The 22,067-nt window shown below is 58.3% G+C and carries 25 protein-coding genes; 8 read left to right on the top strand and 17 right to left on the bottom strand.

Annotation, left to right across the window (positions count from 1 at the left end):
- Nucleotides 1-159 precede the first annotated feature (159 nt).
- Nucleotides 160-2,403, bottom strand: coding sequence for a phosphoenolpyruvate--protein phosphotransferase (gene ptsP, locus ACR0MJ_RS00975; protein ID WP_170511353.1), 2,244 nt, complete (start codon nucleotides 2,401-2,403; stop codon nucleotides 160-162).
- Between the two features lie 45 nt (nucleotides 2,404-2,448).
- Nucleotides 2,449-3,687 carry an aspartate kinase gene (locus ACR0MJ_RS00970; RefSeq protein ID WP_170397275.1) on the bottom strand — a complete coding sequence of 413 codons (1,239 nt, stop codon included), beginning with the start codon at nucleotides 3,685-3,687 and terminating at the stop codon, nucleotides 2,449-2,451.
- Nucleotides 3,688-3,842: 155 nt separating this feature from the next.
- Between ACR0MJ_RS00970 and ACR0MJ_RS00965 the strand changes: the two genes are divergently transcribed.
- On the top strand, nucleotides 3,843-4,199 hold the full coding sequence (locus ACR0MJ_RS00965; RefSeq protein ID WP_170397277.1) for a hypothetical protein: 357 nt from the start codon (nucleotides 3,843-3,845) through the stop codon (nucleotides 4,197-4,199).
- On the opposite strand, the gene ACR0MJ_RS00960 is transcribed toward ACR0MJ_RS00965, so the two are convergent.
- The 5 genes from ACR0MJ_RS00960 to ACR0MJ_RS00940 form a co-directional block, all read right to left on the bottom strand.
- A complete protein-coding gene (locus ACR0MJ_RS00960; RefSeq protein WP_480758502.1) occupies nucleotides 4,193-4,831 on the bottom strand; it encodes an SDR family NAD(P)-dependent oxidoreductase in 639 nt (212 codons plus the stop codon). The two genes, ACR0MJ_RS00965 and ACR0MJ_RS00960, sit on opposite strands and share 7 nt — an antisense overlap.
- A 3-nt stretch (nucleotides 4,832-4,834) precedes the next feature.
- On the bottom strand, nucleotides 4,835-5,290 hold the full coding sequence (locus ACR0MJ_RS00955) for a DUF1178 family protein (protein WP_170736481.1): 456 nt from the start codon (nucleotides 5,288-5,290) through the stop codon (nucleotides 4,835-4,837).
- A gap of 71 nt (nucleotides 5,291-5,361) precedes the next feature.
- Nucleotides 5,362-5,847, bottom strand: coding sequence for an NUDIX hydrolase (locus ACR0MJ_RS00950; protein WP_170736487.1), 486 nt, complete (start codon nucleotides 5,845-5,847; stop codon nucleotides 5,362-5,364).
- Between the two features lie 80 nt (nucleotides 5,848-5,927).
- The gene (locus tag ACR0MJ_RS00945; RefSeq protein ID WP_480758499.1) at nucleotides 5,928-6,695 is read right to left on the bottom strand and encodes an EcsC family protein; all 768 of its coding nucleotides are present in this window, start codon (nucleotides 6,693-6,695) and stop codon (nucleotides 5,928-5,930) included.
- Between the two features lie 53 nt (nucleotides 6,696-6,748).
- Nucleotides 6,749-7,243 carry a GNAT family N-acetyltransferase gene (locus ACR0MJ_RS00940; RefSeq protein WP_170397287.1) on the bottom strand — a complete coding sequence of 165 codons (495 nt, stop codon included), beginning with the start codon at nucleotides 7,241-7,243 and terminating at the stop codon, nucleotides 6,749-6,751.
- Between the two features lie 72 nt (nucleotides 7,244-7,315).
- On the opposite strand from ACR0MJ_RS00940, the gene ACR0MJ_RS00935 reads away from it, so the two are divergent.
- Nucleotides 7,316-7,921 (top strand): flavin reductase family protein, encoded by a 606-nt coding sequence (locus tag ACR0MJ_RS00935; protein WP_170397289.1) that lies wholly within the window; start codon nucleotides 7,316-7,318, stop codon nucleotides 7,919-7,921.
- Nucleotides 7,921-8,565: a CatB-related O-acetyltransferase gene (locus ACR0MJ_RS00930; protein WP_480758496.1), complete on the top strand. Its 645-nt coding sequence runs from the start codon at nucleotides 7,921-7,923 to the stop codon at nucleotides 8,563-8,565. Before ACR0MJ_RS00935 ends, ACR0MJ_RS00930 begins: the two co-directional genes overlap by 1 nt.
- A gap of 30 nt (nucleotides 8,566-8,595) precedes the next feature.
- Here ACR0MJ_RS00930 and ACR0MJ_RS00925 read toward each other — a convergent pair whose 3' ends face one another.
- Nucleotides 8,596-10,230, bottom strand: a complete 1,635-nt coding sequence (locus ACR0MJ_RS00925; protein ID WP_480758494.1) for a SulP family inorganic anion transporter — start codon at nucleotides 10,228-10,230, stop codon at nucleotides 8,596-8,598.
- Between the two features lie 205 nt (nucleotides 10,231-10,435).
- Here ACR0MJ_RS00925 and ACR0MJ_RS00920 point away from each other — a divergent pair, with 205 nt between their 5' ends.
- The gene (locus ACR0MJ_RS00920; protein WP_170511367.1) at nucleotides 10,436-11,308 is read left to right on the top strand and encodes an S-methyl-5'-thioadenosine phosphorylase; all 873 of its coding nucleotides are present in this window, start codon (nucleotides 10,436-10,438) and stop codon (nucleotides 11,306-11,308) included.
- A 2-nt stretch (nucleotides 11,309-11,310) separates the two neighbouring features.
- On the opposite strand, the gene ACR0MJ_RS00915 is transcribed toward ACR0MJ_RS00920, so the two are convergent.
- Entirely contained in the window at nucleotides 11,311-12,168 is an 858-nt protein-coding gene (locus ACR0MJ_RS00915) for an alpha/beta hydrolase (protein WP_480758490.1), read from the bottom strand.
- Nucleotides 12,169-12,452: 284 nt separating this feature from the next.
- Here ACR0MJ_RS00915 and ACR0MJ_RS00910 point away from each other — a divergent pair, with 284 nt between their 5' ends.
- A complete protein-coding gene (locus ACR0MJ_RS00910; protein WP_170397298.1) occupies nucleotides 12,453-13,082 on the top strand; it encodes a LysE family translocator in 630 nt (209 codons plus the stop codon).
- Nucleotides 13,083-13,084: 2 nt separating this feature from the next.
- Here ACR0MJ_RS00910 and ACR0MJ_RS00905 read toward each other — a convergent pair whose 3' ends face one another.
- On the bottom strand, nucleotides 13,085-13,258 hold the full coding sequence (locus tag ACR0MJ_RS00905; protein WP_170404284.1) for a hypothetical protein: 174 nt from the start codon (nucleotides 13,256-13,258) through the stop codon (nucleotides 13,085-13,087).
- A gap of 107 nt (nucleotides 13,259-13,365) precedes the next feature.
- Between ACR0MJ_RS00905 and ACR0MJ_RS00900 the strand changes: the two genes are divergently transcribed.
- The 3 genes from ACR0MJ_RS00900 (at nucleotide 13,366) to ACR0MJ_RS00890 (ending at nucleotide 14,776) form a co-directional block, all read left to right on the top strand.
- Nucleotides 13,366-13,500, top strand: a complete 135-nt coding sequence (locus tag ACR0MJ_RS00900; protein WP_255612018.1) for a hypothetical protein — start codon at nucleotides 13,366-13,368, stop codon at nucleotides 13,498-13,500.
- Nucleotides 13,501-13,582: 82 nt separating this feature from the next.
- The gene (locus tag ACR0MJ_RS00895) at nucleotides 13,583-14,122 is read left to right on the top strand and encodes an adenine phosphoribosyltransferase (protein ID WP_010441681.1); all 540 of its coding nucleotides are present in this window, start codon (nucleotides 13,583-13,585) and stop codon (nucleotides 14,120-14,122) included.
- A gap of 171 nt (nucleotides 14,123-14,293) precedes the next feature.
- Nucleotides 14,294-14,776: a fasciclin domain-containing protein gene (locus ACR0MJ_RS00890; protein ID WP_480758488.1), complete on the top strand. Its 483-nt coding sequence runs from the start codon at nucleotides 14,294-14,296 to the stop codon at nucleotides 14,774-14,776.
- A gap of 39 nt (nucleotides 14,777-14,815) precedes the next feature.
- On the opposite strand, the gene ACR0MJ_RS00885 is transcribed toward ACR0MJ_RS00890, so the two are convergent.
- The 7 genes from ACR0MJ_RS00885 to ACR0MJ_RS00855 form a co-directional block, all read right to left on the bottom strand.
- Nucleotides 14,816-16,228: an FAD-binding oxidoreductase gene (locus tag ACR0MJ_RS00885; RefSeq protein WP_480758486.1), complete on the bottom strand. Its 1,413-nt coding sequence runs from the start codon at nucleotides 16,226-16,228 to the stop codon at nucleotides 14,816-14,818.
- Between the two features lie 38 nt (nucleotides 16,229-16,266).
- A complete protein-coding gene (locus ACR0MJ_RS00880) occupies nucleotides 16,267-17,058 on the bottom strand; it encodes an MBL fold metallo-hydrolase (RefSeq protein ID WP_480760254.1) in 792 nt (263 codons plus the stop codon).
- A gap of 128 nt (nucleotides 17,059-17,186) precedes the next feature.
- Entirely contained in the window at nucleotides 17,187-17,771 is a 585-nt protein-coding gene (locus ACR0MJ_RS00875) for a GNAT family N-acetyltransferase (protein WP_170397308.1), read from the bottom strand.
- Nucleotides 17,771-19,033: a M16 family metallopeptidase gene (locus ACR0MJ_RS00870; RefSeq protein WP_170626462.1), complete on the bottom strand. Its 1,263-nt coding sequence runs from the start codon at nucleotides 19,031-19,033 to the stop codon at nucleotides 17,771-17,773. Before ACR0MJ_RS00870 ends, ACR0MJ_RS00875 begins: the two co-directional genes overlap by 1 nt.
- A complete protein-coding gene (gene thrC / locus ACR0MJ_RS00865) occupies nucleotides 19,030-20,418 on the bottom strand; it encodes a threonine synthase (RefSeq protein WP_480758483.1) in 1,389 nt (462 codons plus the stop codon). Before thrC ends, ACR0MJ_RS00870 begins: the two co-directional genes overlap by 4 nt.
- Nucleotides 20,415-21,092, bottom strand: a complete 678-nt coding sequence (locus ACR0MJ_RS00860) for an SURF1 family protein (protein ID WP_480758480.1) — start codon at nucleotides 21,090-21,092, stop codon at nucleotides 20,415-20,417. The genes thrC and ACR0MJ_RS00860 overlap by 4 nt, the downstream gene beginning before the upstream one ends.
- Before the next feature lie 156 nt (nucleotides 21,093-21,248).
- A complete protein-coding gene (locus ACR0MJ_RS00855) occupies nucleotides 21,249-22,064 on the bottom strand; it encodes a cytochrome c oxidase subunit 3 (RefSeq protein WP_170397316.1) in 816 nt (271 codons plus the stop codon).
- Between the last annotated feature and the right edge of the window lie 3 nt (nucleotides 22,065-22,067).

Raw genomic sequence — 22,067 nt, 5'->3', positions numbered from 1 at the left:
GCTCCTTTCGAATTCCCCGCCAGCATAAGCGAGGTTTCAGCCCGGGATTAAAACGCATGTGCGTCATTAGCTATGTTATCGCTAACATTCACCGGCTGAATAGAAAACCTGAGCGCAAAAATCAAGCGCGGATTTGCAGCTGGCATCGCGGAAGATCAGTCAGGACTGCGTCCGCAGCCAGTCCATCACCGCCGGACGCACGGATTGTTCCCCACGATGGCGGGCATCGGCGATAATTTTACGCACATCCTGAAGGTTCGACCGCAACAACAGGCTTTTGACTGGCCCGATTGAGGCCGGGCGCATCGAAAGGGTACGGATGCCCATGGCCGCGAGACACAGCGCCTCGACCGGGCGACCGGCATCTTCGCCACAGAAGCTGAGCGGTGTGTCCGAGATCGAGCATCTCTCAACGATACGTTCAATGAAACTCAGAAAGCTGACATTCAGCGTATCGTAGCGACGGCGAACCAGTTCATTTTCGCGGTCGGCGGCGAAGAAAAACTGTTTCAGGTCGTTCCCACCGATCGAGATAAAGCCGACTTCGTCAAAGAACTTCTGCGGCGCAAAGGCAAGTGAAGGCGTTTCCAGCATCGCCCCCACTTCGAGCGATTCAGGCAGAACATGGCCCAGACGCCGTTCACGCTCGATCGTTTTCTTGACCTCCCAGCGCGCCTCACGGAATTCGTCAGCCTGCGCGACAAACGGGAACATGATCGTCAGGGGGCGGCCATCGGCGGCCCGGATCAGCGCCTGCAACTGCATCCGCATCACGCCGCGCTTGTCCAGACCCACCCGGATCGCCCGCCAGCCCAGCGCCGGGTTCGGCTCTTCCACATGTTTCATATAAGGCAGAACCTTATCTGACCCGATATCGAGCGTGCGGAACACCACGCGCTTTTCGCCCGCAGCATCCAGGACACGTTTGTATTGCGTCACCAGCTCGGATCGCTTGGGCATCTGATTGCGGATCAGAAACTGCAGTTCGGTGCGGAACAGGCCCACTCCTTCGGCGCCAGAGGTACTAAGCGAGGGCAAATCGGCCATCAGGCCCGCGTTCATCACCATGTTGATTCGCGCACCATCCTGCGTGACGGTGGGCGTTTCACGGATCGAGGCGTAGCGTTCCTGCGCCTTGGCTTCCATCGCGATTTTATCACGGAAAGCACTAACGACGGTGTCCTCGGGGCGCAGATGTACGACACCGCTATCCCCATCCACCAATATGTGATCGCCATTCAGCGCTTCGGTGGTGATGCGGCCTACATGCACCACCAGTGGGATCGCCAACGCGCGCGCCACGATAGTGGCATGGCTTCCGACCGAGCCTTCTTCCAATACGATCCCTTTGAGAGAACGGCCATATTCCAGCAGATCACCGGGGCCGATATTTCGCGCAATTAGGATCGGATCGGGCGGCAGGTCAGCCCCGTTGCCGTTGCCCTGTCCAGTCAAAATTCGCAGCAACCGATTGCTGAGGTCGTCCAGATCGGCCAACCGTTCACGTAAATACGGATCGGTGACCTGCCCCATGCGGGCCCGCGCCTGAGATTGTTCTTTCTCGACCGCCGCCTCAGCGCTGAGACCAAGAGCGATGTCCTCCTCCATCCGGCGCATCCAACCCTTGGAGTTGGCGAACATCCGGTAGGCTTCCAGAACCTGCAACTGCTCCTTGTCGCCACCCTGAGAAATCTCAAGCATCTTGTCGACGCCGACGCGTAGCTCTTCAACGGCCTCGGTCAGCCGCTCACGCTCACGATGCGGGTCTTCGGCAATGGGATTGGTGACAACAACACGAGGTTCATGCAGCCAGACATGGCCTTCAGCAGATCCCTCCTGCGCCGGGCCACCGGTAAGTTGCACCGATTGCTGGTGCAGCGGTGACAAGGCCGCGCCTTCGCCGACGAACGCGCCCAGTTCGGCCATTTCGGCCAGAACCATCGCGACAACTTCCAGCGCATAAACTTCATCCGCTGAAAACTCGCGCGCGTCCCGGGACTGAACCACCAGCACGCCCAGTTTCTGACCCAGACGCTGTACCGGCACACCAAGAAAGGACGAATACCGTTCCTCGCCGGTTTCCGGCATGTACCGAAAGCCCTTGGCCGAGGGCGCGTCCGCCGTATTCACCACCTTGCCAGATTTGGCGACGCGACCGACCAGCCCTTCGCCCATACGCATCCGCGTCTTGTGCACCGCTTCTGGGGACAGACCTTCGGTGGCGCACAGTTCAAGCGTATCCTCATCCCGAAACAGGTAGATCGAGCAAACTTCACGACCGGTACTGTCGGCGATCAGGTGCGTGATCCGGTCAAGACGTTCCTGACCGGCGGCTTCGCTCGCCATTTCTTCGCGCAGCCGTCCCAGCAACTTGCGAGATTCTGTTTCCGTGCCTTCCGCCATGGCCCACCCACGTTACGGTTTCAGACAGGACACTTGGCTGAAAGCTCAGGCCGCCTTGTCCAGTTCAAAGGCATCATGCAGTGCCTGAACCGCAAGTTCCATGTATTTCCTGTCGATCAGGACGGAAATTTTAATCTCGGAGGTTGTAATGACCTTGATGTTAATCCCCTCATCCGAGAGAATCTTGAACATCTTGGCCGCAACACCGGATTGCGAGCGCATGCCGATCCCGACAACTGAGACCTTGCAAACGTCCTCATCCGCAACCAGTTCGGCGTAGTTCAGCTCACCCTGATCCTTGATCGCCAGCAATGCCTTTTCGGCGCGGGAGACCTGATTGGTCGGACAGGAAAAGGTCATGTCGGTGCGCCCTTCGTCCGAGATATTCTGGACGATCATGTCCACGTTCACGCCCTCGTCGCTGAGCGCGGTAAAGATGATCGAGGCGATGCCGGGACGGTCCGCCACCGAAACGACGGTCATCTTGGCTTCGTCGCGGGAATAGGCCACACCGGCCACAACATTGGATTCCATGATATCCTCCTCGTCGCAGACCAGTGTACCGGCCTCGTCGGATTGTTCCTCAAAGCTTGAAAGAACGCGCAGTTTCACCTTGTAGCGCATCGCCAGCTCGACCGAGCGGGTTTGAAGCACTTTGGCCCCCAGCGAGGCCAGTTCGAGCATTTCCTCGAACGAGATTTTGTCCAGCTTGCGCGCCTTTTCACAGATGCGCGGGTCGGTCGTATAGACACCGTCCACATCCGTATAGATGTCGCAGCGCTCGGCTTCGAAAGCGGCAGCAAAAGCCACGGCAGTGGTGTCCGAACCGCCCCGACCCAGCGTGGTGATGCGACCTTCGGGGCTGATGCCCTGGAAGCCCGCGACCACCGCAACGCGCATCCCTTCGCCGAATTTCTGGTTGATATTCTCGGGCGGGATTTCTTCGATCCGGGCCGCTGAATGGGCACCGTTGGTGATCAGCGGCACCTGCCAACCCTGCCAGCTGCGCGCCGGGATGTCCATTTCCTGCAGGGTCAGCGCCATCAGGCCAGCTGTAACGTTTTCACCAGAGGAGACAACGGCATCATATTCGCGCGCGTCATAGAGCGGAGAGATTTCATCGACCCAGCCCACCAGCTCGTTGGTCTTGCCGGACATCGCCGAAACGATGACGATGACGTCATAGCCTTTGGCTACCTCGACACCAACCCGTTTGGCAGCACGGCGGATCCGGTCCAGATTGGCGACCGATGTGCCGCCGAATTTCATCACGAGTACGGGCATGGGGGCTAGTGTCTCCGCGCCTTGAATTTCTGATCCCGTGCCTCTTATGCGAGGGGGGGCGCAAGGGCAAGTGGGCAAAGTCTGCACCGCAGTGCTTTACTTTGGTCGTGCGTGGTGTAAGCGTTCGGTCAAAGTCTTATTCCACGAGGATTTCAATGTTCCGCTTTGCCCTTGCCCTAAGCCTGGTTTCGACTGCCGCAAATGCCCAAGTGGCCACCCTATCGGGAACGGATGGCGAGAACTCATTAGGCACCGTTCCATGCGCTGCATTGGCAGGTGATACACTGGCCAGTTGTCCGGCCGAATTGCGGAAGCGCGAAGATGGAACGGCGACGTTGGCGGTTCAGTTGAACACTGGCGAGGTCCGGCGGATTTACTTCACCAAAGGCGTGCCGGATTCCAGCAGTTCGACATCGAAACTGACCTATGAGACACGCGGTGATATCATGGTGATCTTCATTGATCCCGGTGAAGTCTACGAAATCCCCAAGGCGGCCCTGAACTCTCAGTAAGGGTGCGCCCGACCATCCCAGGTTTCAAAACAACCGGTAGTATCGAGCGAGAGAGCCGCAAATCGCTCGATCAAGCCGTTTGCCGCCTGATCGACCGTGATCTCTGCTGCAGATCCGCCCATGTCCGTCTGCACCCAGCCCGGATGGTAGATTCCCACCGCAATGCCATCCGCCAGTAGGTCAGTCGCTAGGTTGCGGCCCAAATTCAGCGCCGCCGCCTTTGACGCACGGTAGATATAGCTGCCACCCGGCGCGCGCGTATGTGACGCCATCTGAGACGAAACGATGGCGATCCGGCCCCGCGCGGTACACAGATTCGGCAACAAGGACTGGATGGTAAGAAACACGCCTGTCACGTTGGCGGCGAAGCTTTGCGCCCACATCTCGGCGGGATAGCCACTAATGTCGTGTCCTTTGTCCAGATAAACGCCCGCATTGCAGATCAGCAGGTCAATCTGGCGGCCTCGCAGTTGCTCGGCCATTGCAGCGTGCTGTTCTGGGTCCGTGACATCCAGCACGATATCTGCGCTACCGTCCCGGGCAGTTCCGGTCACTTCATGACCTTCTGCACGATACTGATCCGCAATGGATTTCCCGATCCCTCGGTTCGTGCCCGTAATAACGATGTGCATGGGTCAGTTGGTCTTGCGGCTAGGAACAAACGGCAACGGTGCGACCGGCACGCCGTCTTCAATCAGCGATTGCGCCTCTTCGGGCTTGGCCTCACCATAGATCGCGCGCTCGGGCGCATCCCCCAGATGGATTTTGCGGGCTTCTTTGGCGAAATCCTTACCCACATAGTCCGAGTTTTCCTCGACCTTTCGACGCAGTTCGCTGAGGACCTCAGCGATCTCGGGCGAAGGTGTTGCCATGCTGATCTCATCCGCAGAAGGCTGCGCTGGTGCAACCTCGGTCACCGCCTTGCGCGCAGGCCGGACACGCGGTGTCATCACCGCCTTTTCTACCTTGTCGCAGCCGCATACCGCGCAGGTTACCAACCCGGCCGCTGACAGTTTGTCAAAGCCGGCTGCGGATTGAAACCAACTGTCAAAGCTGTGGTCATTGCTGCATTTCAATGCGTATTGAATCATATCACATCCAAAGTCCGGTTGGCGAATAGATACCGACCAACATGGCAATATCAAGTCTTGATCTTGGCCCGCTATTGCCGATGCAACCCGAATCCGCCCAAAAGCGCAGCGAGATCGGGCGACGACACCTTCAACGATGCCTTTTTGGGCGAAACCCATTTGCGCCTGCGCTCACCCGCTTCGGGAAACTGCGCCTCCAATCGCTGCACATGCAGCGGAAACACATCAACTAGACACAGCGCCGATGGCTTGCCAGGCCGGTTCTTGATATAGGCAAACCGACCAAGGCTTTCGCTTCCGCACTGCCCCAAAACACCAGCCTCTTCCCAGGCCTCGCGGGCGGCTGTTTCAGACGGGGTCAGCCCGTTGATCAACCACCCCTTCGGGATGATCCAGCGCCGCGCCCTGCGCGTTGTGATCAACAAAATCTCTGGCAGGTCATCATTGGTTCGATAGCAAAGCGCAGCGGATTGAGCATAAACAGGCAGCGCCCCGGAAAGGGAGAGGTTTTCCGCCGAAAGCCCGGCAATCGCATCAATACTGCGTCCGTCAAACACGGTTCATATCCACTGCTCGCTCCGCTTATGTTGCGGTTTATAAAGTGATATTTAACATATCCGGCAAAGTCTGCCAAGCTTTACGGGAAAGCGCCCTTATTAAGAGCCATCCGCCCCGACAAGCGCCGCACCAGCTCGTCATGAGGTATGTCGGCATCAATCGCCAATCGACGCAGCCCAAAATGCACATGCGCGATCTGCTGGTAGTAGCGGGTATAGACAAAATTTGTACCGCCCCCGGCAAGCGCCCCAAGCAACGGTACAGACTGCGCCGCCAGCTTCTGGCCCAGCACTACGGACAGGCGCGGCGCCACCATCGCAATGAGGCGTTGCATGGTCGGTCCGGTCAGGGTCATGCGCATTGAGAAAAAGCCCAGATCAGCCCCGTCATCCTCGACCAAAGGACCTGCGGCTGACAACACTCGGATCGAGTCGAATTTCACGTTCTCGGCGGTCGGATCAAATCCTTCCCGCATCGCTGCGCCTTGGATCGCGCGCAGCATCATGGCGGTTGTCGCGGGCAGCTCGACAAGTGCTGTGGAAACTCCACCCAGACCTCCGGCTGCGCCCATGGCAGTAGTCAAGGCTGTGTTGACCCATGGTTTCTGGTCCGGCACGGCACGCCGAGAGCCTTCGGCCGCATGCATGGCAAGCCAAAGCGCCTGTTCGGTTGCTTCGGTCAGACCTTCTCGCACCGGCTTAGGTAACTGATCCAATAAGGATTCCGCCGAACCACCAAGCTTGTTCAGCAGATTCACTCCTGCGCCACCTGCCGCACCGTACAGCTGCGCAAGCCGATCAAGCTCGGCCTCGGGATCGAGTTTTTCGACAAGAACCACGTCCTGCATCTGTGCCCTCCTGTCCTGAAAACATCGGGACTTTGCAGCGGGTTTTCAATGGGTCAACGGGTCCAGCGACTAACAAGCCCCTGAATTTCGGACCAAACTCCGGGGGTCAGTTCCAAACCCAGTATGCGATCAGGGTTGGTGGGCGGGGGCATTTCGACACCCGTCAGCGGGGTGAACCCGAACCGGGCATAATAGGGCGCATCGCCCACAAGCATGACGCGATCCCACCCTTTGGCGCGCCCGGCCTCTACCCCCTGATGGATCAGATATCCGCCCAACCCTTCGCCTTGATGGGTCGGGTGGACCGCCACTGGACCTAGCAGCAGCGCGTCATGTTCACCCACATGCACGGGCCAGAACCGGATTGCACCGGCCAGAATGCCCTGCCCATCGCGCGCGACCTGCGACAGGCCAGCGACAGGCGGCACGTCATCGCGCAGACGATAAGACGACAACGCCTCGCGCCCCGGAGCAAAGCACAGGTCATAGAGCGCTTCGACCTCCCACCAGTCTTCCGGCTCTTCCGGCCTGATCTTGAATTGCTGCACGCGCGCCCTCTTATCCTTGCTGGAAATCGCCCTAGCACTTCGATAGGCCTTGGGCAAACGCTTGGAGTCCATATGTTCTATCGCCCCGAAGACGGCCACGGCCTGCCGCACAACCCCTTCAACGCCATCATAACCCCACGCCCGATCGGCTGGATTTCGACGCGCGATGCTGACGGGATCAACAACCTGGCCCCGTATTCCTTCTTCAATGGTGTCGCTTATACACCGCCTCAGGTGATGTTCGCCTCAACCGGCTCCAAACACGATCAGGATGGCGGCAAGGACAGCATCGCCAATATCGAGGCCACGAAGGTATTCTGCGTCAACGTGGTGGCCCATGCGCATCGCGACGCAATGAATGCCAGCTCAGAGGGTTTGGGAAAGCACGTCGACGAGTTCACTCATGCTGGGCTGACACCCGTTGAATGCGAAACCATCAATTGCTCTCGGGTCGAGGGAGCGCCCGCAGCGCTGGAATGCAAACTTACTCAGATCGTAACTCTGCCGGGTGAGTCCAATCGGGTGGTGTTCGGAGAGGTCACTGGTGTGCACCTGCACGATGACCACATCCGTGACGGCAAATTTGACGTGACCTCATTCAACCCGCTCGCGCGGTTGGGTTATCGGGACTATTCTGTGGTGACAGAATTGTTCAGCCTTTCACGCCCGGATGACTAATGCCACTGCCTGATCCTACACGCAGATATCCGATTGTTCTGCCCGACGGCTCTAGCCACAACGGAACAGTGTTTCTGTCTCAGGCCATCGATCATCCCCGCTTTGAGGCCGGAGCTTACACTTATGCTTCGGATTTCGATGCGCCGAAGGACTGGGCGCAGCGGCTTGCACCGTATCTGTTTCCCTTTTCAGAAGAAAAGCTGATGCTGGGCAAGTTCTGCCAAATCGCTCATGGAGTAAGGTTTATCACTGCCTCCGCAAATCACGCGACCGATGGCTTGACCTGCTTTCCATTTCCAATCTTCGATCCGGATCGCATGTCAGGCTACCAGCCTGATACACGTGATACCGTTATCGAGCACGATGTCTGGATCGGTTACGGAGCTTTGATTTTACCCGGAGCGCAGATCGGAAATGGCGCGATTGTTGGCGCAGGCTCGGTCGTGCGGGGTCAGGTTCCACCCTATGCAGTCGTTACCGGAAATCCGGCAAAAGTCCGGCGCTATCGTTTTGATCGCGATGTGATTGAAAGGCTGCAAGACTTGCGATGGTGGGATTGGCCCGCAGAAACAATCACTCGGGCCGAAGATGCCTTGCTTTCAGGCAATATCGATGCGTTGGAGCGCATTGCTTCTGAGATATAAGGCGGCCAATCCGGCCGCCCTTTCGCGTATTCAGTGCCCGCCCAGAATACCGGTGCGGACCGAATAATCCACAGCCAGTTCGTAATCCGGGTCATCATCGCTGTCGACCATCAGATGGCCGGCCCTGTTCAGCAGTGTATGACAGTCACGGCTCAGGTGCCGCAGCATGACGCGTTTGCCAGCCGCTTCGTATTTGGCGGCGATGTTTTCGATAGCCTGCAGCGCGGATTGGTCCACCACACGGCTGGCTGCAAAGTCGATGATGACGGTCTCGGGGTCGTTTGTTACGTCGAACAGCTCCACGAAGCCCTCGGACGAACCAAAGAACAGCGGGCCCTGAATTTCATAGACCTTCGCCCCTTCTTCCGTTTCCGAGTCGCGCGTAACCGCGTGGATGCGTTTGGCGTTATTCCATGCATAAGCCAGGGCTGAGACAATCACACCAACCACAACAGCCACCGCAAGGTCTTCCATCACGGTGACGACTGTCACCAGTACGATCACGAACGCATCCATCAAAGGCACCTTCCGCATGATCTTCAGCGAATTCCAGGCGAAGGTTCCGATCACCACCATGAACATCACACCGACAAGTGCGGCCAGTGGAATCTGCTCGATCAGAGGCGAACCCACCAGGATGAAGAGCAACAGAAATAGCGCTGCAGCGATACCTGCGATACGCGTGCGCCCGCCTGACTTCACGTTGATCATCGACTGACCGATCATCGCACAACCGCCCATACCACCAAAGAAACCGGTGACTACGTTCGCTGTGCCCTGCGCGATACATTCCTGCGAAGCACCACCGCGCTTGCCGGTGATCTCACCCACAAGGTTTAGCGTCAGCAGGGATTCAATCAGACCGATTGCGGCAAGGATCAGGGCATAGGGCAGGATGATTTCAAAGGTCTCCCAGTTCAGCGGCACCATAGGTATATGGAAGCTGGGCAGGCCGCCTTCGATCGAAGCCAGATCACCGACACGCGGGACGTCCAGCCCAATGCCAATGACCAAAGCAGCGACAACAAAAATCCCGGCCAGAGGCGCTGGGATGACGCGGGTGATGCGGGGCATGATCCAGATCACAGCCATGGTCAGAGCGACCAGACCCAGCATTGTGTAGAGCTGAACGCCCGAAAGCCACTCGCCACCGCCCATGCCGTGGCCGGTATTTTCCATGGTTCCGGGCACTTTGAATTGCCCCAGCTGCGCCAGAAAGATCACAATCGCCAGGCCGTTCACAAAGCCCAGCATCACCGGATGCGGCACAAGTCGGATGAACCGGCCCCAATGCATCGCACCTGCGATGATCTGCATAATCCCCATCAGCACCACCGTTGCGAACAGGTATTCGACCCCGTGTTGTGCGACCAGTGCGACCATGACAACCGCAAGCGCCCCGGTCGCGCCCGAGATCATGCCGGGGCGACCACCGATCAACGCAGTGATCAGACCGACCAGAAACGCCGCGTAAAGCCCGACCAGAGGGTGCACCCCGGCGACAAAGGCAAAGGCTACGGCTTCGGGGACCAGCGCCAAGGCGACGGTGAGACCGGACAGCAGTTCGATCCGCAGGCGGGAAAAGGTCAATCCCTCATCCGGGACCCAGCGCAAATCGGGTTTGGCTATACGATTGGCAAAGCTTGCCAGCATGGCTCGGGGCATGGATCGGTCCTGTTGGTCGGTATTGTTCGCGCGAAAGGGGCCTTCTAGCGGTCAAACCGGTCTTGAGATACCGCGCCAGGCGGGACCCTGATATGCGCCGTGCGCATAGCTTGACCCAAACGCACACAAACCGTTGAACCCACTTGTCAAATGAAGCTGTGGCCCGCAGAACTCACACAGCAGGAATTTTCAACGGAGAGCGCTCGTGACCCAAACAAAAATCGCCGTCATTGGAGGATCGGGCATTTATGACATCGATGGTCTGGAGAATGCCGAGTGGGTCACAGTAGAAACGCCATGGGGCGATCCGTCGGATCAGATCCTGACCGGGTCGCTGGATGGGGTCGAAATGGCCTTCTTGCCGCGTCACGGTCGCGGACATGTGCACTCGCCGACCGAGGTGCCCTATCGCGCCAATATCGACGCGTTGAAACGGCTTGGCGTAACGGATGTGATCTCGGTCTCGGCCTGCGGGTCGTTCCGCGAACATATGGCGCCGGGTGATTTCGTGATCGTGGATCAGTTCATCGATCGAACATTTGCCCGTGAAAAGAGCTTTTTCGGGACTGGCTGCGTCGCCCATGTCAGTGTTGCGCATCCGACCTGCCCGCGCCTGTCGGACGCTTGCGAGACTGCTGGCAAGACGGCTGGCATCACCATCCACCGAGGTGGAACCTATCTGGCGATGGAAGGACCGCAATTCTCGTCATTGGCGGAATCCAAGTTATACCGCGAGCAATGGGGGTGCGACGTGATCGGCATGACCAACATGCCCGAAGCGAAACTCGCCCGCGAGGCCGAGCTTTGTTATGCCTCAATCGCGATGGTCACCGACTATGACAGCTGGCACCCTGATCACGGTGAAGTCGACGTGGCCGCCATCATCGCCACGCTGACCGGTAATGCGGAAAAAGGCCGGGCATTGGTCAAAGGTCTACCCGCTATGCTGGGGACCGACCGTGCGCCCTGCCCGCATGGCTGCGACCGGGCGCTGGAGTATGCCATCCTGACCGCGCCTGAAAAGCGCGATCCGGAATTGTTGGCCAAGCTGGATGCTGTGGCTGGGCGGGTGTTATAAACTCAGTACTGCGACAGTTTCTTTTGCACTTCGTCCCATAGGCCACGCGACCACAAATCGTTGTGGGTGCCGTCGGGGATCACGTAAATCTGCGCGGTATCGGACATCTCGGCCAGAGCTTTTCCGTGATGCAGTGGAATAGTTTCATCCTCGGTGCCGTGAAAAATCAACGTCGGCACCGAGATCTGTTCGATAAGATCACGTGTGGCGAACTGATCCCTCATCAAGGCTGAGACCGGCAGGAAAGGATAGCGTTCCGCCGCGACATCAACGGTTGCAGTGAACGGGGCCTCAAGCACCAGAAGTTCTGCATCGGGACGCTCGGCTGCCACAGCGGCAGCAATGCCGGTGCCGAGGCTCTGACCGTGCAGCACCACAGCTTCGCCCTGACCCGCCAGCCTGTCATAGAGCTGAACTCCATCAGAGATCAGCGCCAGTTCCGAGGGCTCGCCTTCGCTGCCCGGAAAGCCGCGATAGCTGGGGGCAAGCAGCCCGTAGCCCGAGTTGAGGATTTCGCGCAGCCGTTCAGCACGGTCCCCCAGATTGCCGCTTTGGCCGTGGAAGAATAGGACGGTCGGTGCATCCGGGATTGCAGCGGGTGCAGCCCAGACCGTCAGGGCAGTACCATCAGCCATTGTCAGCGACAGCGCATCAACATCCGACAACCCCACCGAAGCCGGATCCGGTAACGTACCTTCGGGTTTGTACAGCAGAGATTGCTGGTTGAAAAACATGTATCCGAGGACGCCCGCATACAAGATCGCCCCGGCCAACAGCAGTCCTACCAAGATGCTTTTGAGGCGCTCGACACCGGATCTGGCGCGGCCGGTATCGGCCTCAGCGTGTTGGGTTTGAACCATGGCTCCCTCCTTTGGGTCGCATTGCGAGAGTGGGGTACATTGGAGGCGTTTCAAGATGCATAAGCCAAGCTTCATCCAATCTTAAACCTGTTGCGGCAATCCCAGATCGCATTGCACGCCTGAATTCCCTGCCCCATGTCCTCGGTATTTAGGCGACCCCGGCTTCGCAAATCCGAACGCCAACCCGTTGGAGCCGGTGTTTCACCACGAGAATGTGCCCGCAAAGCCTTGACCAATACGTCGTGCCAAGGCTTGGTGTGGGAAACACTCTAATAGGATACTCCATGTCCATTGAAATCTGGCTGGCCTTTGTGGCCGCTTCGACTGCGCTGCTGCTGATCCCAGGCCCGACCGTGTTGCTGGTGCTTAGCTATGCGCTGTCGAAAGGACGCAGTGTGGCGGTTGCCTCGGCCACTGGGGTCGCATTGGGGGATTTGGTGGCGATGACCGCGTCGCTGCTGGGGCTGGGGGCGCTGGTGCTGGCCTCTGCCACACTGTTTACCGTGCTGAAATGGGTTGGGGCAGCCTATCTGGTCTGGCTGGGTGTAAAACTCCTGCGCAGCGCACCGTCGGGCGGGCTGCAAGCAATTGAAACCGAACGTGACGTGACCGCCCGCAGTGTTTTTGGCCATGCCGCTGCAGTCACCGCGCTGAACCCGAAATCCATTGCCTTCTTCATCGCTTTCGTACCGCAATTCTTGCGTCCAGCCGAGCCTTTGGGTCCGCAATTCGCGATCCTGATCGCAACATTTGTGGGTCTCGCGGGGTTGAACGCGCTGGCCTACGCGCTGCTGGCGGACAAGCTGCGCCGGATGATCGGACGCGCGAATGTCATCACGACCATGACCCGGTTCGGAGGGTTGACCCTGATCGGAATGGGCATCGCCACAGCGGTTCTGCGCCGCCCGGCGTGATTTCAGTTTTCAGCGTTTTCCTTCATGAACCCCCGGATAAACCGGCGAATTTCGCGGGCGGCGGAGGTGTCCAGATCCCTGCACAACTCGACGAATGCATCGCGCTCATCCTTGTCGAGACGCAAAATCAACTGACTGTTTTTCTTGGTAGATTTCTTTCCATCTTTCTTGGTCACACGTCCAGTCCCCGTCCTGCCCTTGATTCTAAGCGCGATGCATTGTATATACATAGAATATAAAATGTAGATATCGCGCACATAACAGCAAAAGTGAGATTAAAGCAATGAACCTTCATGTCGCGCAAGCCATTCTTCTTCGGGATCAACGCAACTGGCGCAAGCCGCACCTGTCCTGGCTTCCGAACGCGCTGTATCGCTACTACGGCCTGCCTAACGCCATGCGCGGCCGCAGCAAGTAGCCGCAGGGGCCAGAGTTCTCTTGCATGACCGCACCTTATGGGCGAAATACCCCGCGCGTGTTTGATGCCAAAGGGGTGGCCCATGTCCAGAAACAAAACGGTCAAGGATTACATTCGGACCATCGTCGATTTCCCGCATGAAGGGATCATGTTCCGCGATGTCACCACCCTGTTTGCCGACCCGCGTGGGTTCCGCATGGCAATCGACCAGATGTTGCACCCTTACGCCGGTGAGCGAATCGACAAAGTTGTGGGCCTTGAGGCGCGCGGCTTTATTCTGGGCGGTGCGATTGCCCACCAGCTGAGCGTTGGATTCGTGCCGATCCGCAAAAAGGGCAAACTGCCCGGCACCACGATCAGCCAGGACTACAAGCTGGAATATGGCGAGGCGATCGTCGAAATTCACGATGACGCCATCCAGCCGGGTGAGAAGATCCTGGTCGTTGATGATCTTCTGGCTACCGGAGGCACCGCCGCCGCGGGGATCAAGCTGATCGAACGGCTGGGCGGCGAGATCATCTCATGCGCGTTCATCATCGATCTGCCCGAATTGGGTGGTCGCAAAGCGCTGGAAGATTTGGGCATGGACGTGCACGTTCTGTGCGAGTTCGAAGGGCTCTGATCTCCACAAACTTCACAAACTCGTGACTGGAAATCGCGTGCGCCGCAGGCTTAGCGCGATTGGGGTCACATTCAAGAAACAGTTGCCTCTGGATTCTGTGATCTTGTCGCGACCTGACTGCGTACCCCGAATGATGCCACCTAAGGCATTCTCAACAAGGGAAATCATGTCATGTTGCGCAAATTCGCTGTTGCTGGAGTTGCCAGTTTTCTGTTGACCACCTCTGCTTTGGCAGATGGGCACGCCAAGGATATCGTCGATACTGCGGTGGGCGCGGGCAGTTTTGAAACGCTCGTCGCTGCCGTTCAGGCCGCCGAACTGGTTGAAACGCTGAAAGGCGAAGGGCCGTTCACCGTTTTCGCCCCAAGGGATGAGGCTTTTGCAGCGCTGCCCGAGGGCACGGTCGAAAATCTTCTGAAGCCCGAAAACAAGGACCAGTTGGTCGCAGTGCTGACCTATCACGTTGTCCCGGGCAAAGTGATGTCGGGTGATCTGTCCGATGACATGACCGCCGCCACCGTGCAGGGCGGAGATATCACCATCGATCTCGACAATGGCGTCATGGTGAATGATGCCAACGTTGTGCAAGCCGATATCGAAGCCGAGAACGGCGTGATCCATGTGATCGACAAGGTCATTCTGCCCGCGTCGTAAAGAACCGCAGCGCCCCGGTATACGTCCGGGGCGCGTCTATTAGGCCAGAACCGCCCCGGGGTTCATAATCCCCTGAGGATCAAGCGCTGTTTTAATCGCCCTCATGGCCTGCAACTTGACCGGATCACCATAGCGTTCCAGATCATCTGTCTTGAGCCTACCAACACCGTGTTCGGCGCTGACCGATCCACCAAATTCTTGAACCAGATCATGTACCGCGCGTTTGACCGCGCCCCGCTGTGCGACAAACTCCGCCTTATCCTGCCCGGCAGGTGGAAACACGTTATAGTGCAGATTACCGTCGCCCAGATGTCCAAAGCAGTTCACGCGAAACGGCCCCTGCCCAGCCACCACATCCGCACCGCGCCGAATGAACTCTGGAATGCGGGAAATCGGGACCGAGATATCATGGCTGGAAACTGACCCGATCAGCCGGTTGGCCTCGGGGATGCGCTCGCGCACGGCCCAGAGATCTGACCGCTGTGCTTCGCTCTGCGCGATGACCGCATCGCGGACCAGATCGCGCTCATCAGCGGCGACATAAATCGCCTCAAGCATGTCCGAAGGGTCTTGGCCGACAGACAGGCCCAGCTCGATCAACACACTCCATTCCGGTTTTGCCGCAAAGGGTTGCCGCACGTCGGGCAAAACCTCGGTCAGGAATTTGAGTCCCTGCCCATGGATCAACTCAAACGTACTGACCGCTTCCCCCACTTGATCCCGCGCCACTGACAACAGATCAATGGCAGCCTCGGGTGAGGAGACCTGAAACATTGCGGTTCCAACGCCCCTGGGTCGCGGGAACAGCTTCAACGCCGCCGCCGTAATTATGCCAAGTGTCCCTTCGGACCCGATCATCAGGTTACGCAGGTCATAACCGGTGTTGTCCTTACGCAACCGGCTAAGCCCGTGCCATATCTCACCACTGGGCAATACCACTTCAAGCCCCAGGCACAGATCGCGTGCATTGCCATAGCGCAGCACATTCACGCCACCCGCATTGGTGGCCAGATTGCCACCAATCCGGCAAGAACCCTGCGCAGCCAGCGACAGGGGAAATAGACGGTCCGCATCTTCAGCGGCGGTCTGGACGTCGGCCAGAATGGCACCGGCCTCGGCCACAAGTATGTTCTCGGTGGGGTAAGTCGCGCGTATCGCCGTCATCCGTTCCAGGGAAACGATCAAAGGGGCGGGACCATCCGGAACAACCTGCCCTCCTACCAGACCGGTGCCGCCGCCATAAGGGACAACAGGCACCCGAGCGTCTGCGGCCAATTGCACCAGAGCCGACACATCTTCCACAGTGCGTGGCAAGGCAAGCAAACCGGGCTGCCCGACAAACCGCTGACGCGGCTCTTCAAGGTAACGATCTGCAATCGGGCGCAAAACGTCAGCACCCAATCGGGCTCTGATTGCTTCGGCAAGGCGGCTGTCTGCAGAGTTCAGTTTCATGGCTCTTCCCTGCCAAAGGCCACGGGCCGCGACAAGCCCTATTCCAGCTCTATGAGGTACTGAGGCTCCAGCACCACAACCGTCGGCCTATCGGGCAGCGTGCGCAACGAGACGACAATCTCGGACACCCCATCCCGTTCAACCGGGAATTCATCCCGAATATCCACCAGAAACCGCTCAAGCGAGAAATTCGAGAACCAATGCATCGGGATAATGACCGAGCTTTTGAGGCGTTTCAGAACCTGAACCATCTCGGGCAAGGGCATCGTGGTGCCTCCGTCCACCGCCGCCATGACCACATCCAGCCGACCCAGTGCAGCGAATTGTTCATCCGACGGAATGTGATGCAGATGCCCCAGATGGCCGATGCACAACCCTTCGACCTCGAACACAAAGATCGAGTTTCCGCGATCTTCAATACCGCCATAGGCCGAACGGATATCGGTCGACACATTGCGAATCAGCATCTCACCCAGATCAAGATGGTGCTCGATGCCTTCGCCGAACTCGCCCCAGCCCGGCAAGACATACGGGATGGCCGGATCGGGATGGGCAGTCCAGTGGGTGCTGTGCGCATGGTTCATTGTGACCACGTCAGGAATTAGCGCAGCGCCGCCGATAAAACCGGTGAAATCGGTCACCGCGTTCAGCCCGCCCTGTGTCTGGATCAGAAACGATGCATGCGCGACATAGCTGATACGAACCGAAAACTCGGGCACGGGATCCTGCCACGCCGCTTTGTGAAGATATTCAATCCCCGGTGCCGCATCTGCGATGGCGATACAGTGACTAGGCCGCCGCTCCTGCGCCACAGCCCCGCCTGCAATCATCATCAGTCCCGCAACAAACCGCCACATAGGGCAAGTGTAGCGCAATGGGCCAACAAGTCATGCCCTTGTTGATCTGGCCACGGATATCTCCATGACAGGAGGCTTGCCATGCCTGGCGGCAGAGCCCTCTAGCCTGCCTCAGTCTTGCCCCGACGATCGGACCTTAAGCTGGCATACAGAACATGCGTTCGCCAGCGCCCATTGATCTGCAGATAAGACTGCGCCACGCCTTCGTATTTGAAGCCTGAGCTTTCCAGCAGACCGCGAGAGGCCTTGTTCTCAGGCAAACACGCGGCCTCGATCCGGCTTAAATCCAGACGGGTGAAGGCGTGATGAACAACGGCGCCAATTGCTTCGCGCATGAACCCCTGACGCGCAAAGGCCTGCCCGGTCCAATAGCCCAAGGTGCCAGCCTGCGCCGGACCACGGCGAACATTGTCCAACGTGATCGCCCCCAGCAGAATATTGTCTGTGCGACGAAACAGGAACAGAGGTATCGCCGTTCCACTCGCGACTGAGCGCTGGGCCCAATAGACCCGGTTGGTAAACGACTTGCGGCTCAGATGGTCCTTGGCCCAAACCGGCTCCCACGGCACCAGATAGTCCTTTGAAGCACGCCGCAAGGCGGTCCAGTCGTTGAAGTCGGAATGCATGGGCGGGCGCAGCGTCAAGCGCTCGGTTTCGAGTTTTAGCTTGCGTCTGCCTAACAGCATCACGCCGCACGCCTCTCCTGCAGATCCACCAGCGTCGGTGCGCCCGAGACCGGCCCATATAGCGCCAGCGCTGCAGGGGCTTTGACTGCCATGTCTTCGGCAAAAGCACGCACGTCCTCGGTGCTGACCGCATCGATCTTGGCCACGGTGTCCTCAAGCGAGGGCACACGTCCCCAGATCTGCACCAGCCGCGCCAGCCGTTCGGCCCGGTTCGACGGGCTTTCCAGCCCCATCAGCATCCCGGCCTTCATCTGGGCCCGCGCGCGGGCAACCTCTTCTGCGCTCATGTCTTCGGCAGCGCGCTTCATCTCGTCGATGGTAATCGTCGCCAATTCGCCCACCTGATCGGCCGAGGTGCCTGCGTAAATCGTTGTCGTACCGGTATCCGCATAAGCACCGGTCTGAGCAAAGATCGTATAGCAAAGCCCGCGCGTCTCGCGCACTTCCTGAAACAGGCGCGAGGACATGCCTCCACCCAGAGCGGTCGAGTAAATCTGGGCCGTATAGATCGCATCATCGCGATAGCCCGGACTTTCCAGCGCCAGCGCGAAATGCGCCTGCTCCAGTTCTTTCTCCTGCCGCGCCTCACCACCAGTGAACCGCGCAGCGTCGGGGATCAGACCCTTGCGCGGCTGCAGGTGGCCGAACATCTCTTCGGCCAGTTTCATCAGCGCATCGTGGTCCACAGCTCCAGCTGCAGACAGGATCATCTGTTCCGGCCCGTAGTGTTCGGCCACGAAACCAGACAAGTCCTCGCGGGAAAACGCACTGACGCGCTCGGTCGGGCCCAGAATGGTGCGGCCAAGGGGTTGGTCGTGATAGCTCTGCTCTTGCAGCCAGTCAAAGATCACATCGTCAGGTGTGTCATAGGCCTGACCGATTTCCTGCAGGATCACGCCGCGCTCGACCTCGATCTCGCGCGGGTCGAATACCGGGTTCAGGACGATGTCGCCGATCACGTCCATGGCCAGCGCCACATCGTCCTTCAGTACGCGTGCATAATAGGCCGTAACTTCGCGCGAGGTATAGGCGTTGATGTACCCGCCCACATCCTCGATCGCTTCGGCGATTTGCAGCGCAGAACGCCGCTGGGTTCCCTTGAACGCCATATGCTCAAGGAAATGCGCGATACCGTTCTGCTCGATCCGCTCGTGCCGACCACCGGCGGTTACCCAGATGCCGATGGCCGCAGATTGCAGCCCCGGCATATGTTCACTGACGATACGAAATCCGTTCTTCAGTTGGTCCTGTCTGACTGTCACTCAGCAATATGCCTTCTGATATGATCCTCAAAGGCACCCAGATCGTTCGCAACGCGGGTCACCCGTTCCGGACGTTCATACAGATCAGACATGCGGGATGGAAGAGGCGGATGTTCGCCGCTTGCCTTCTCGACCGCCGCCGGGAACTTCGCGGGATGCGCGGTTGCGAGCGTGATCATGGGCACATCGGCAGCGCGGTGGTCTTCAGCCACTTTGATCCCAACGGCGGTGTGCGGACAAACCAACTCGGCGCTGTGGACCATCGTGCGCCTGATCTTCTCAAGCGTCTCGTCCTCAGAAACGCGGCCCGAGTCAAAGCTTTCTCGCAGAGCCTCCATCGCGCCTTGGCTGACATTGAAGCCTCCGCTCTTGAGTTCATCCATCAACTGAGCGACTGCGCCGCCATCTTCGCCATAGGCGTAGTACAGTGCGCGCTCAAAGTTCGAGCTAACCTGAATATCCATTGAAGGGCTGATTGAGGGGATCGTATCGCCCTTGAAATATCCCTCGCCCGAGAGACAGCGATGCAGAATGTCGTTCTGGTTGGTCGCCACCACCAGACGATCGATGGGCAGCCCCATGCGTTTGGCCAGATAGCCTGCGAAGATATCGCCGAAATTCCCTGTCGGCACGGTGAAGCTGACCTTGCGATGTGGCGCGCCGAGGCTGACGGCGGCGGAGAAATAGTAAACGATCTGTGCCAACACGCGGGCGAAGTTGATCGAATTGACGCCTGCAAGTTTCACACCGTCGCGGAAATCAAAGTCGTTGAACATGTCTTTGAGCGCGGCCTGACAGTCATCGAAATCGCCGTCTACCGCCAAAGCGTGCACATTACTGTCTGCAGGCGTAGTCATCTGACGGCGCTGCACTTCGGACACACGGCCATGTGGGAACAGGATGAACACATCGACCGCATCCAGCCCACGGAACGCTTCGATTGCGGCTGAACCGGTGTCACCGCTCGTCGCGCCGACAATGGTCACGCGATCTTCGCGCCGTTTGAGCGCGACCTGGAACAGCTGGCCGATTAGCTGCATGGCAAAATCTTTGAAAGCCAGTGTGGGTCCGTGAAACAGCTCCAGCAGAAAATGGTTCTCGTTCAGCTGCTTCAACGGCGCGCGGGCGTCATGGCCGAAGCCCTCATAAGCGCGCGCAATGATCTTTTTGAACTCATCATCGGAGAACGAGCCACTCACATAGGGCCACATCACGCGGAATGCGATTTCTTCGTAGGACAGGCCAGCCAACGCAGCAATTTCGTCCTGCGACATCACCGGAATTTCAGCGGGCAAGTACAGACCACCATCACGGGCCAGTCCGGTCAGCATCGCCTCTTCAAAGGTCAGTTCGGGCGCCTGCCCGCGGGTCGAGATGTATTTCATGTCGCGTCACTTTCGGAATTGGCACGGCTGCGCCACAGGAAGTATCCGGTCATTGCGGCCCAGACCAGAGCAAGACCAAACCAGATGATTGCATATTGCAAATGATCGTTGGGGATGCCCGCCGTATCCACCGGCATTGGCGTTACATTCGGATCGGTTTCCGAGCGGGCAATCAGCAACACAGGCTCAGCCCCCAGCACGGCAGCCAGATTGGGCACATCGCGGGCGAACCAGATGTTGCCGTCAATATCTGCGTCAGGCGTGTAGCCATCGACTTCATCGGGCCAGTGCAGGTTGCCGGTGATTTCCATCGGGCCAGTCAGTCGATCAGCCTGCCTGGCTGTGGTCGGCACAAAACCGCGATCCACCAGAATAGTCCGGTTGTCGGTGGCAAAGGACTGGATGATCCGATACCCCGGCCCCACCTGCTTGACCGAAACCAAAACGTGGATCTCGCCCGGTTCGATCTCGCCTGCGACCGTCACCGGAAGGTATTTGTCCACATCCTCGGAGACTTGCTCTGGCAAGGCGACAGGATCGGCAGCGATGCGGCTTTCGATCTCGGCCAGCACCTCCTGTTTCCAGGTCAGCCGCTGCAATTGCCAAATGCCCAGCGACAGCAGCAGGCCCAGACCGGCAAGACCGAAGATAAGCAGAAACAGAAAGCTGCGCATGGTGGGATCAGACCTTATTGCGGGAACCGGCGCCTTGTTAAGGGGCACGTGAACCGAAGTGCAACCATGTAATTGTATCGGGCGCAATCTTGCGCCCCTGATTGAGAAAAAGCCGCCCCGTGGGGCGGCTTTTGCAATTGGATCACCTGCGTGGCGTTACATCAGCGGGGCCTGACCCCAGATGTAGACGGCGAAAAACAGGAACAGCCAGACGACGTCAACGAAGTGCCAATACCATGCGGCAGCCTCGAAACCGACGTGTTTCTCGGGCGTAAAGTCCCCCTTCAGGGCGCGGATCAGACAGACCGACAGGAAGATGGTGCCGATAATCACATGCGCGCCGTGGAAACCGGTTGCCATGAAGAAGTTCGAATAGAACTGATCGCCACCGAACTCCCAACCCTCATGGGCCAGTAACTCATAGTATTCAAACGCCTGAAGCGCAGTAAAGGCGATGCCCAGAACGATACCAATGGCCAGACCATTGATCAGCGCCTTGCGGTCATTGTCATGAACAAGCGCGTGGTGGGCCCAAGTAATCGCACAACCCGACAGCAACAGGACCAAAGTGTTGATCAGCGGCAGGTGGAACGGATCAACGGCGTGGATATCCGGCTGGATGTATTCAGTACCGGCATAGTCGTACATCGGATACATGCGATGTTTGAAGAACGACCAGAACCAGGCGAAGAAGAACATCACCTCGGACATCACGAACAGGATAAAGCCATAGCGCAGGCCGATACGCACGACCGGCGTATGATCGCCCTGACGGCTTTCAACCACGACTTCGGACCACCATGCAAACATGGTATAAAGAACCCCGACCAGCCCCATCCAGAAGATCCACGGGGTGATCCCGTGCATCCAAAGAACGGCCCCGAACAACATCACAAATCCGCTTACCGCGCCGATCAGTGGCCAGATTGACGGGTTCAGAATGTGGTAATCATGGTCTTTTGCGTGTGCCATCAG

This window comes from Ruegeria sp. C6 (assembly GCF_056537625.1).
Note: the sequence above shows the minus strand (reverse complement) of the source record. Positions and strands in the feature narration are given on the sequence as shown.

What these genes read in the sequence shown, in the direction of transcription:
- ptsP (WP_170511353.1), bottom strand. Translation starts at nt 2,403, where the DNA reads ATGGCGGAAGGCACGGAAACAGAATCTCGCAAGTTGCTGGGACGGCTG.
- ACR0MJ_RS00970 (WP_170397275.1), bottom strand. Translation starts at nt 3,687, where the DNA reads ATGCCCGTACTCGTGATGAAATTCGGCGGCACATCGGTCGCCAATCTG.
- ACR0MJ_RS00965 (WP_170397277.1), top strand. Translation starts at nt 3,843, where the DNA reads ATGTTCCGCTTTGCCCTTGCCCTAAGCCTGGTTTCGACTGCCGCAAAT.
- ACR0MJ_RS00960 (WP_480758502.1), bottom strand. Translation starts at nt 4,831, where the DNA reads ATGCACATCGTTATTACGGGCACGAACCGAGGGATCGGGAAATCCATT.
- ACR0MJ_RS00955 (WP_170736481.1), bottom strand. Translation starts at nt 5,290, where the DNA reads ATGATTCAATACGCATTGAAATGCAGCAATGACCACAGCTTTGACAGT.
- ACR0MJ_RS00945 (WP_480758499.1), bottom strand. Translation starts at nt 6,695, where the DNA reads ATGCAGGACGTGGTTCTTGTCGAAAAACTCGATCCCGAGGCCGAGCTT.
- ACR0MJ_RS00935 (WP_170397289.1), top strand. Translation starts at nt 7,316, where the DNA reads ATGTTCTATCGCCCCGAAGACGGCCACGGCCTGCCGCACAACCCCTTC.
- ACR0MJ_RS00930 (WP_480758496.1), top strand. Translation starts at nt 7,921, where the DNA reads ATGCCACTGCCTGATCCTACACGCAGATATCCGATTGTTCTGCCCGAC.
- ACR0MJ_RS00925 (WP_480758494.1), bottom strand. Translation starts at nt 10,230, where the DNA reads ATGCCCCGAGCCATGCTGGCAAGCTTTGCCAATCGTATAGCCAAACCC.
- ACR0MJ_RS00915 (WP_480758490.1), bottom strand. Translation starts at nt 12,168, where the DNA reads ATGGTTCAAACCCAACACGCTGAGGCCGATACCGGCCGCGCCAGATCC.
- ACR0MJ_RS00910 (WP_170397298.1), top strand. Translation starts at nt 12,453, where the DNA reads ATGTCCATTGAAATCTGGCTGGCCTTTGTGGCCGCTTCGACTGCGCTG.
- ACR0MJ_RS00900 (WP_255612018.1), top strand. Translation starts at nt 13,366, where the DNA reads ATGAACCTTCATGTCGCGCAAGCCATTCTTCTTCGGGATCAACGCAAC.
- ACR0MJ_RS00895 (WP_010441681.1), top strand. Translation starts at nt 13,583, where the DNA reads ATGTCCAGAAACAAAACGGTCAAGGATTACATTCGGACCATCGTCGAT.
- ACR0MJ_RS00890 (WP_480758488.1), top strand. Translation starts at nt 14,294, where the DNA reads ATGTTGCGCAAATTCGCTGTTGCTGGAGTTGCCAGTTTTCTGTTGACC.
- ACR0MJ_RS00885 (WP_480758486.1), bottom strand. Translation starts at nt 16,228, where the DNA reads ATGAAACTGAACTCTGCAGACAGCCGCCTTGCCGAAGCAATCAGAGCC.
- ACR0MJ_RS00880 (WP_480760254.1), bottom strand. Translation starts at nt 17,058, where the DNA reads ATGATTGCAGGCGGGGCTGTGGCGCAGGAGCGGCGGCCTAGTCACTGT.
- ACR0MJ_RS00875 (WP_170397308.1), bottom strand. Translation starts at nt 17,771, where the DNA reads ATGCTGTTAGGCAGACGCAAGCTAAAACTCGAAACCGAGCGCTTGACG.
- thrC (WP_480758483.1), bottom strand. Translation starts at nt 20,418, where the DNA reads ATGAAATACATCTCGACCCGCGGGCAGGCGCCCGAACTGACCTTTGAA.
- ACR0MJ_RS00860 (WP_480758480.1), bottom strand. Translation starts at nt 21,092, where the DNA reads ATGCGCAGCTTTCTGTTTCTGCTTATCTTCGGTCTTGCCGGTCTGGGC.
- ACR0MJ_RS00855 (WP_170397316.1), bottom strand. Translation starts at nt 22,064, where the DNA reads ATGGCACACGCAAAAGACCATGATTACCACATTCTGAACCCGTCAATC.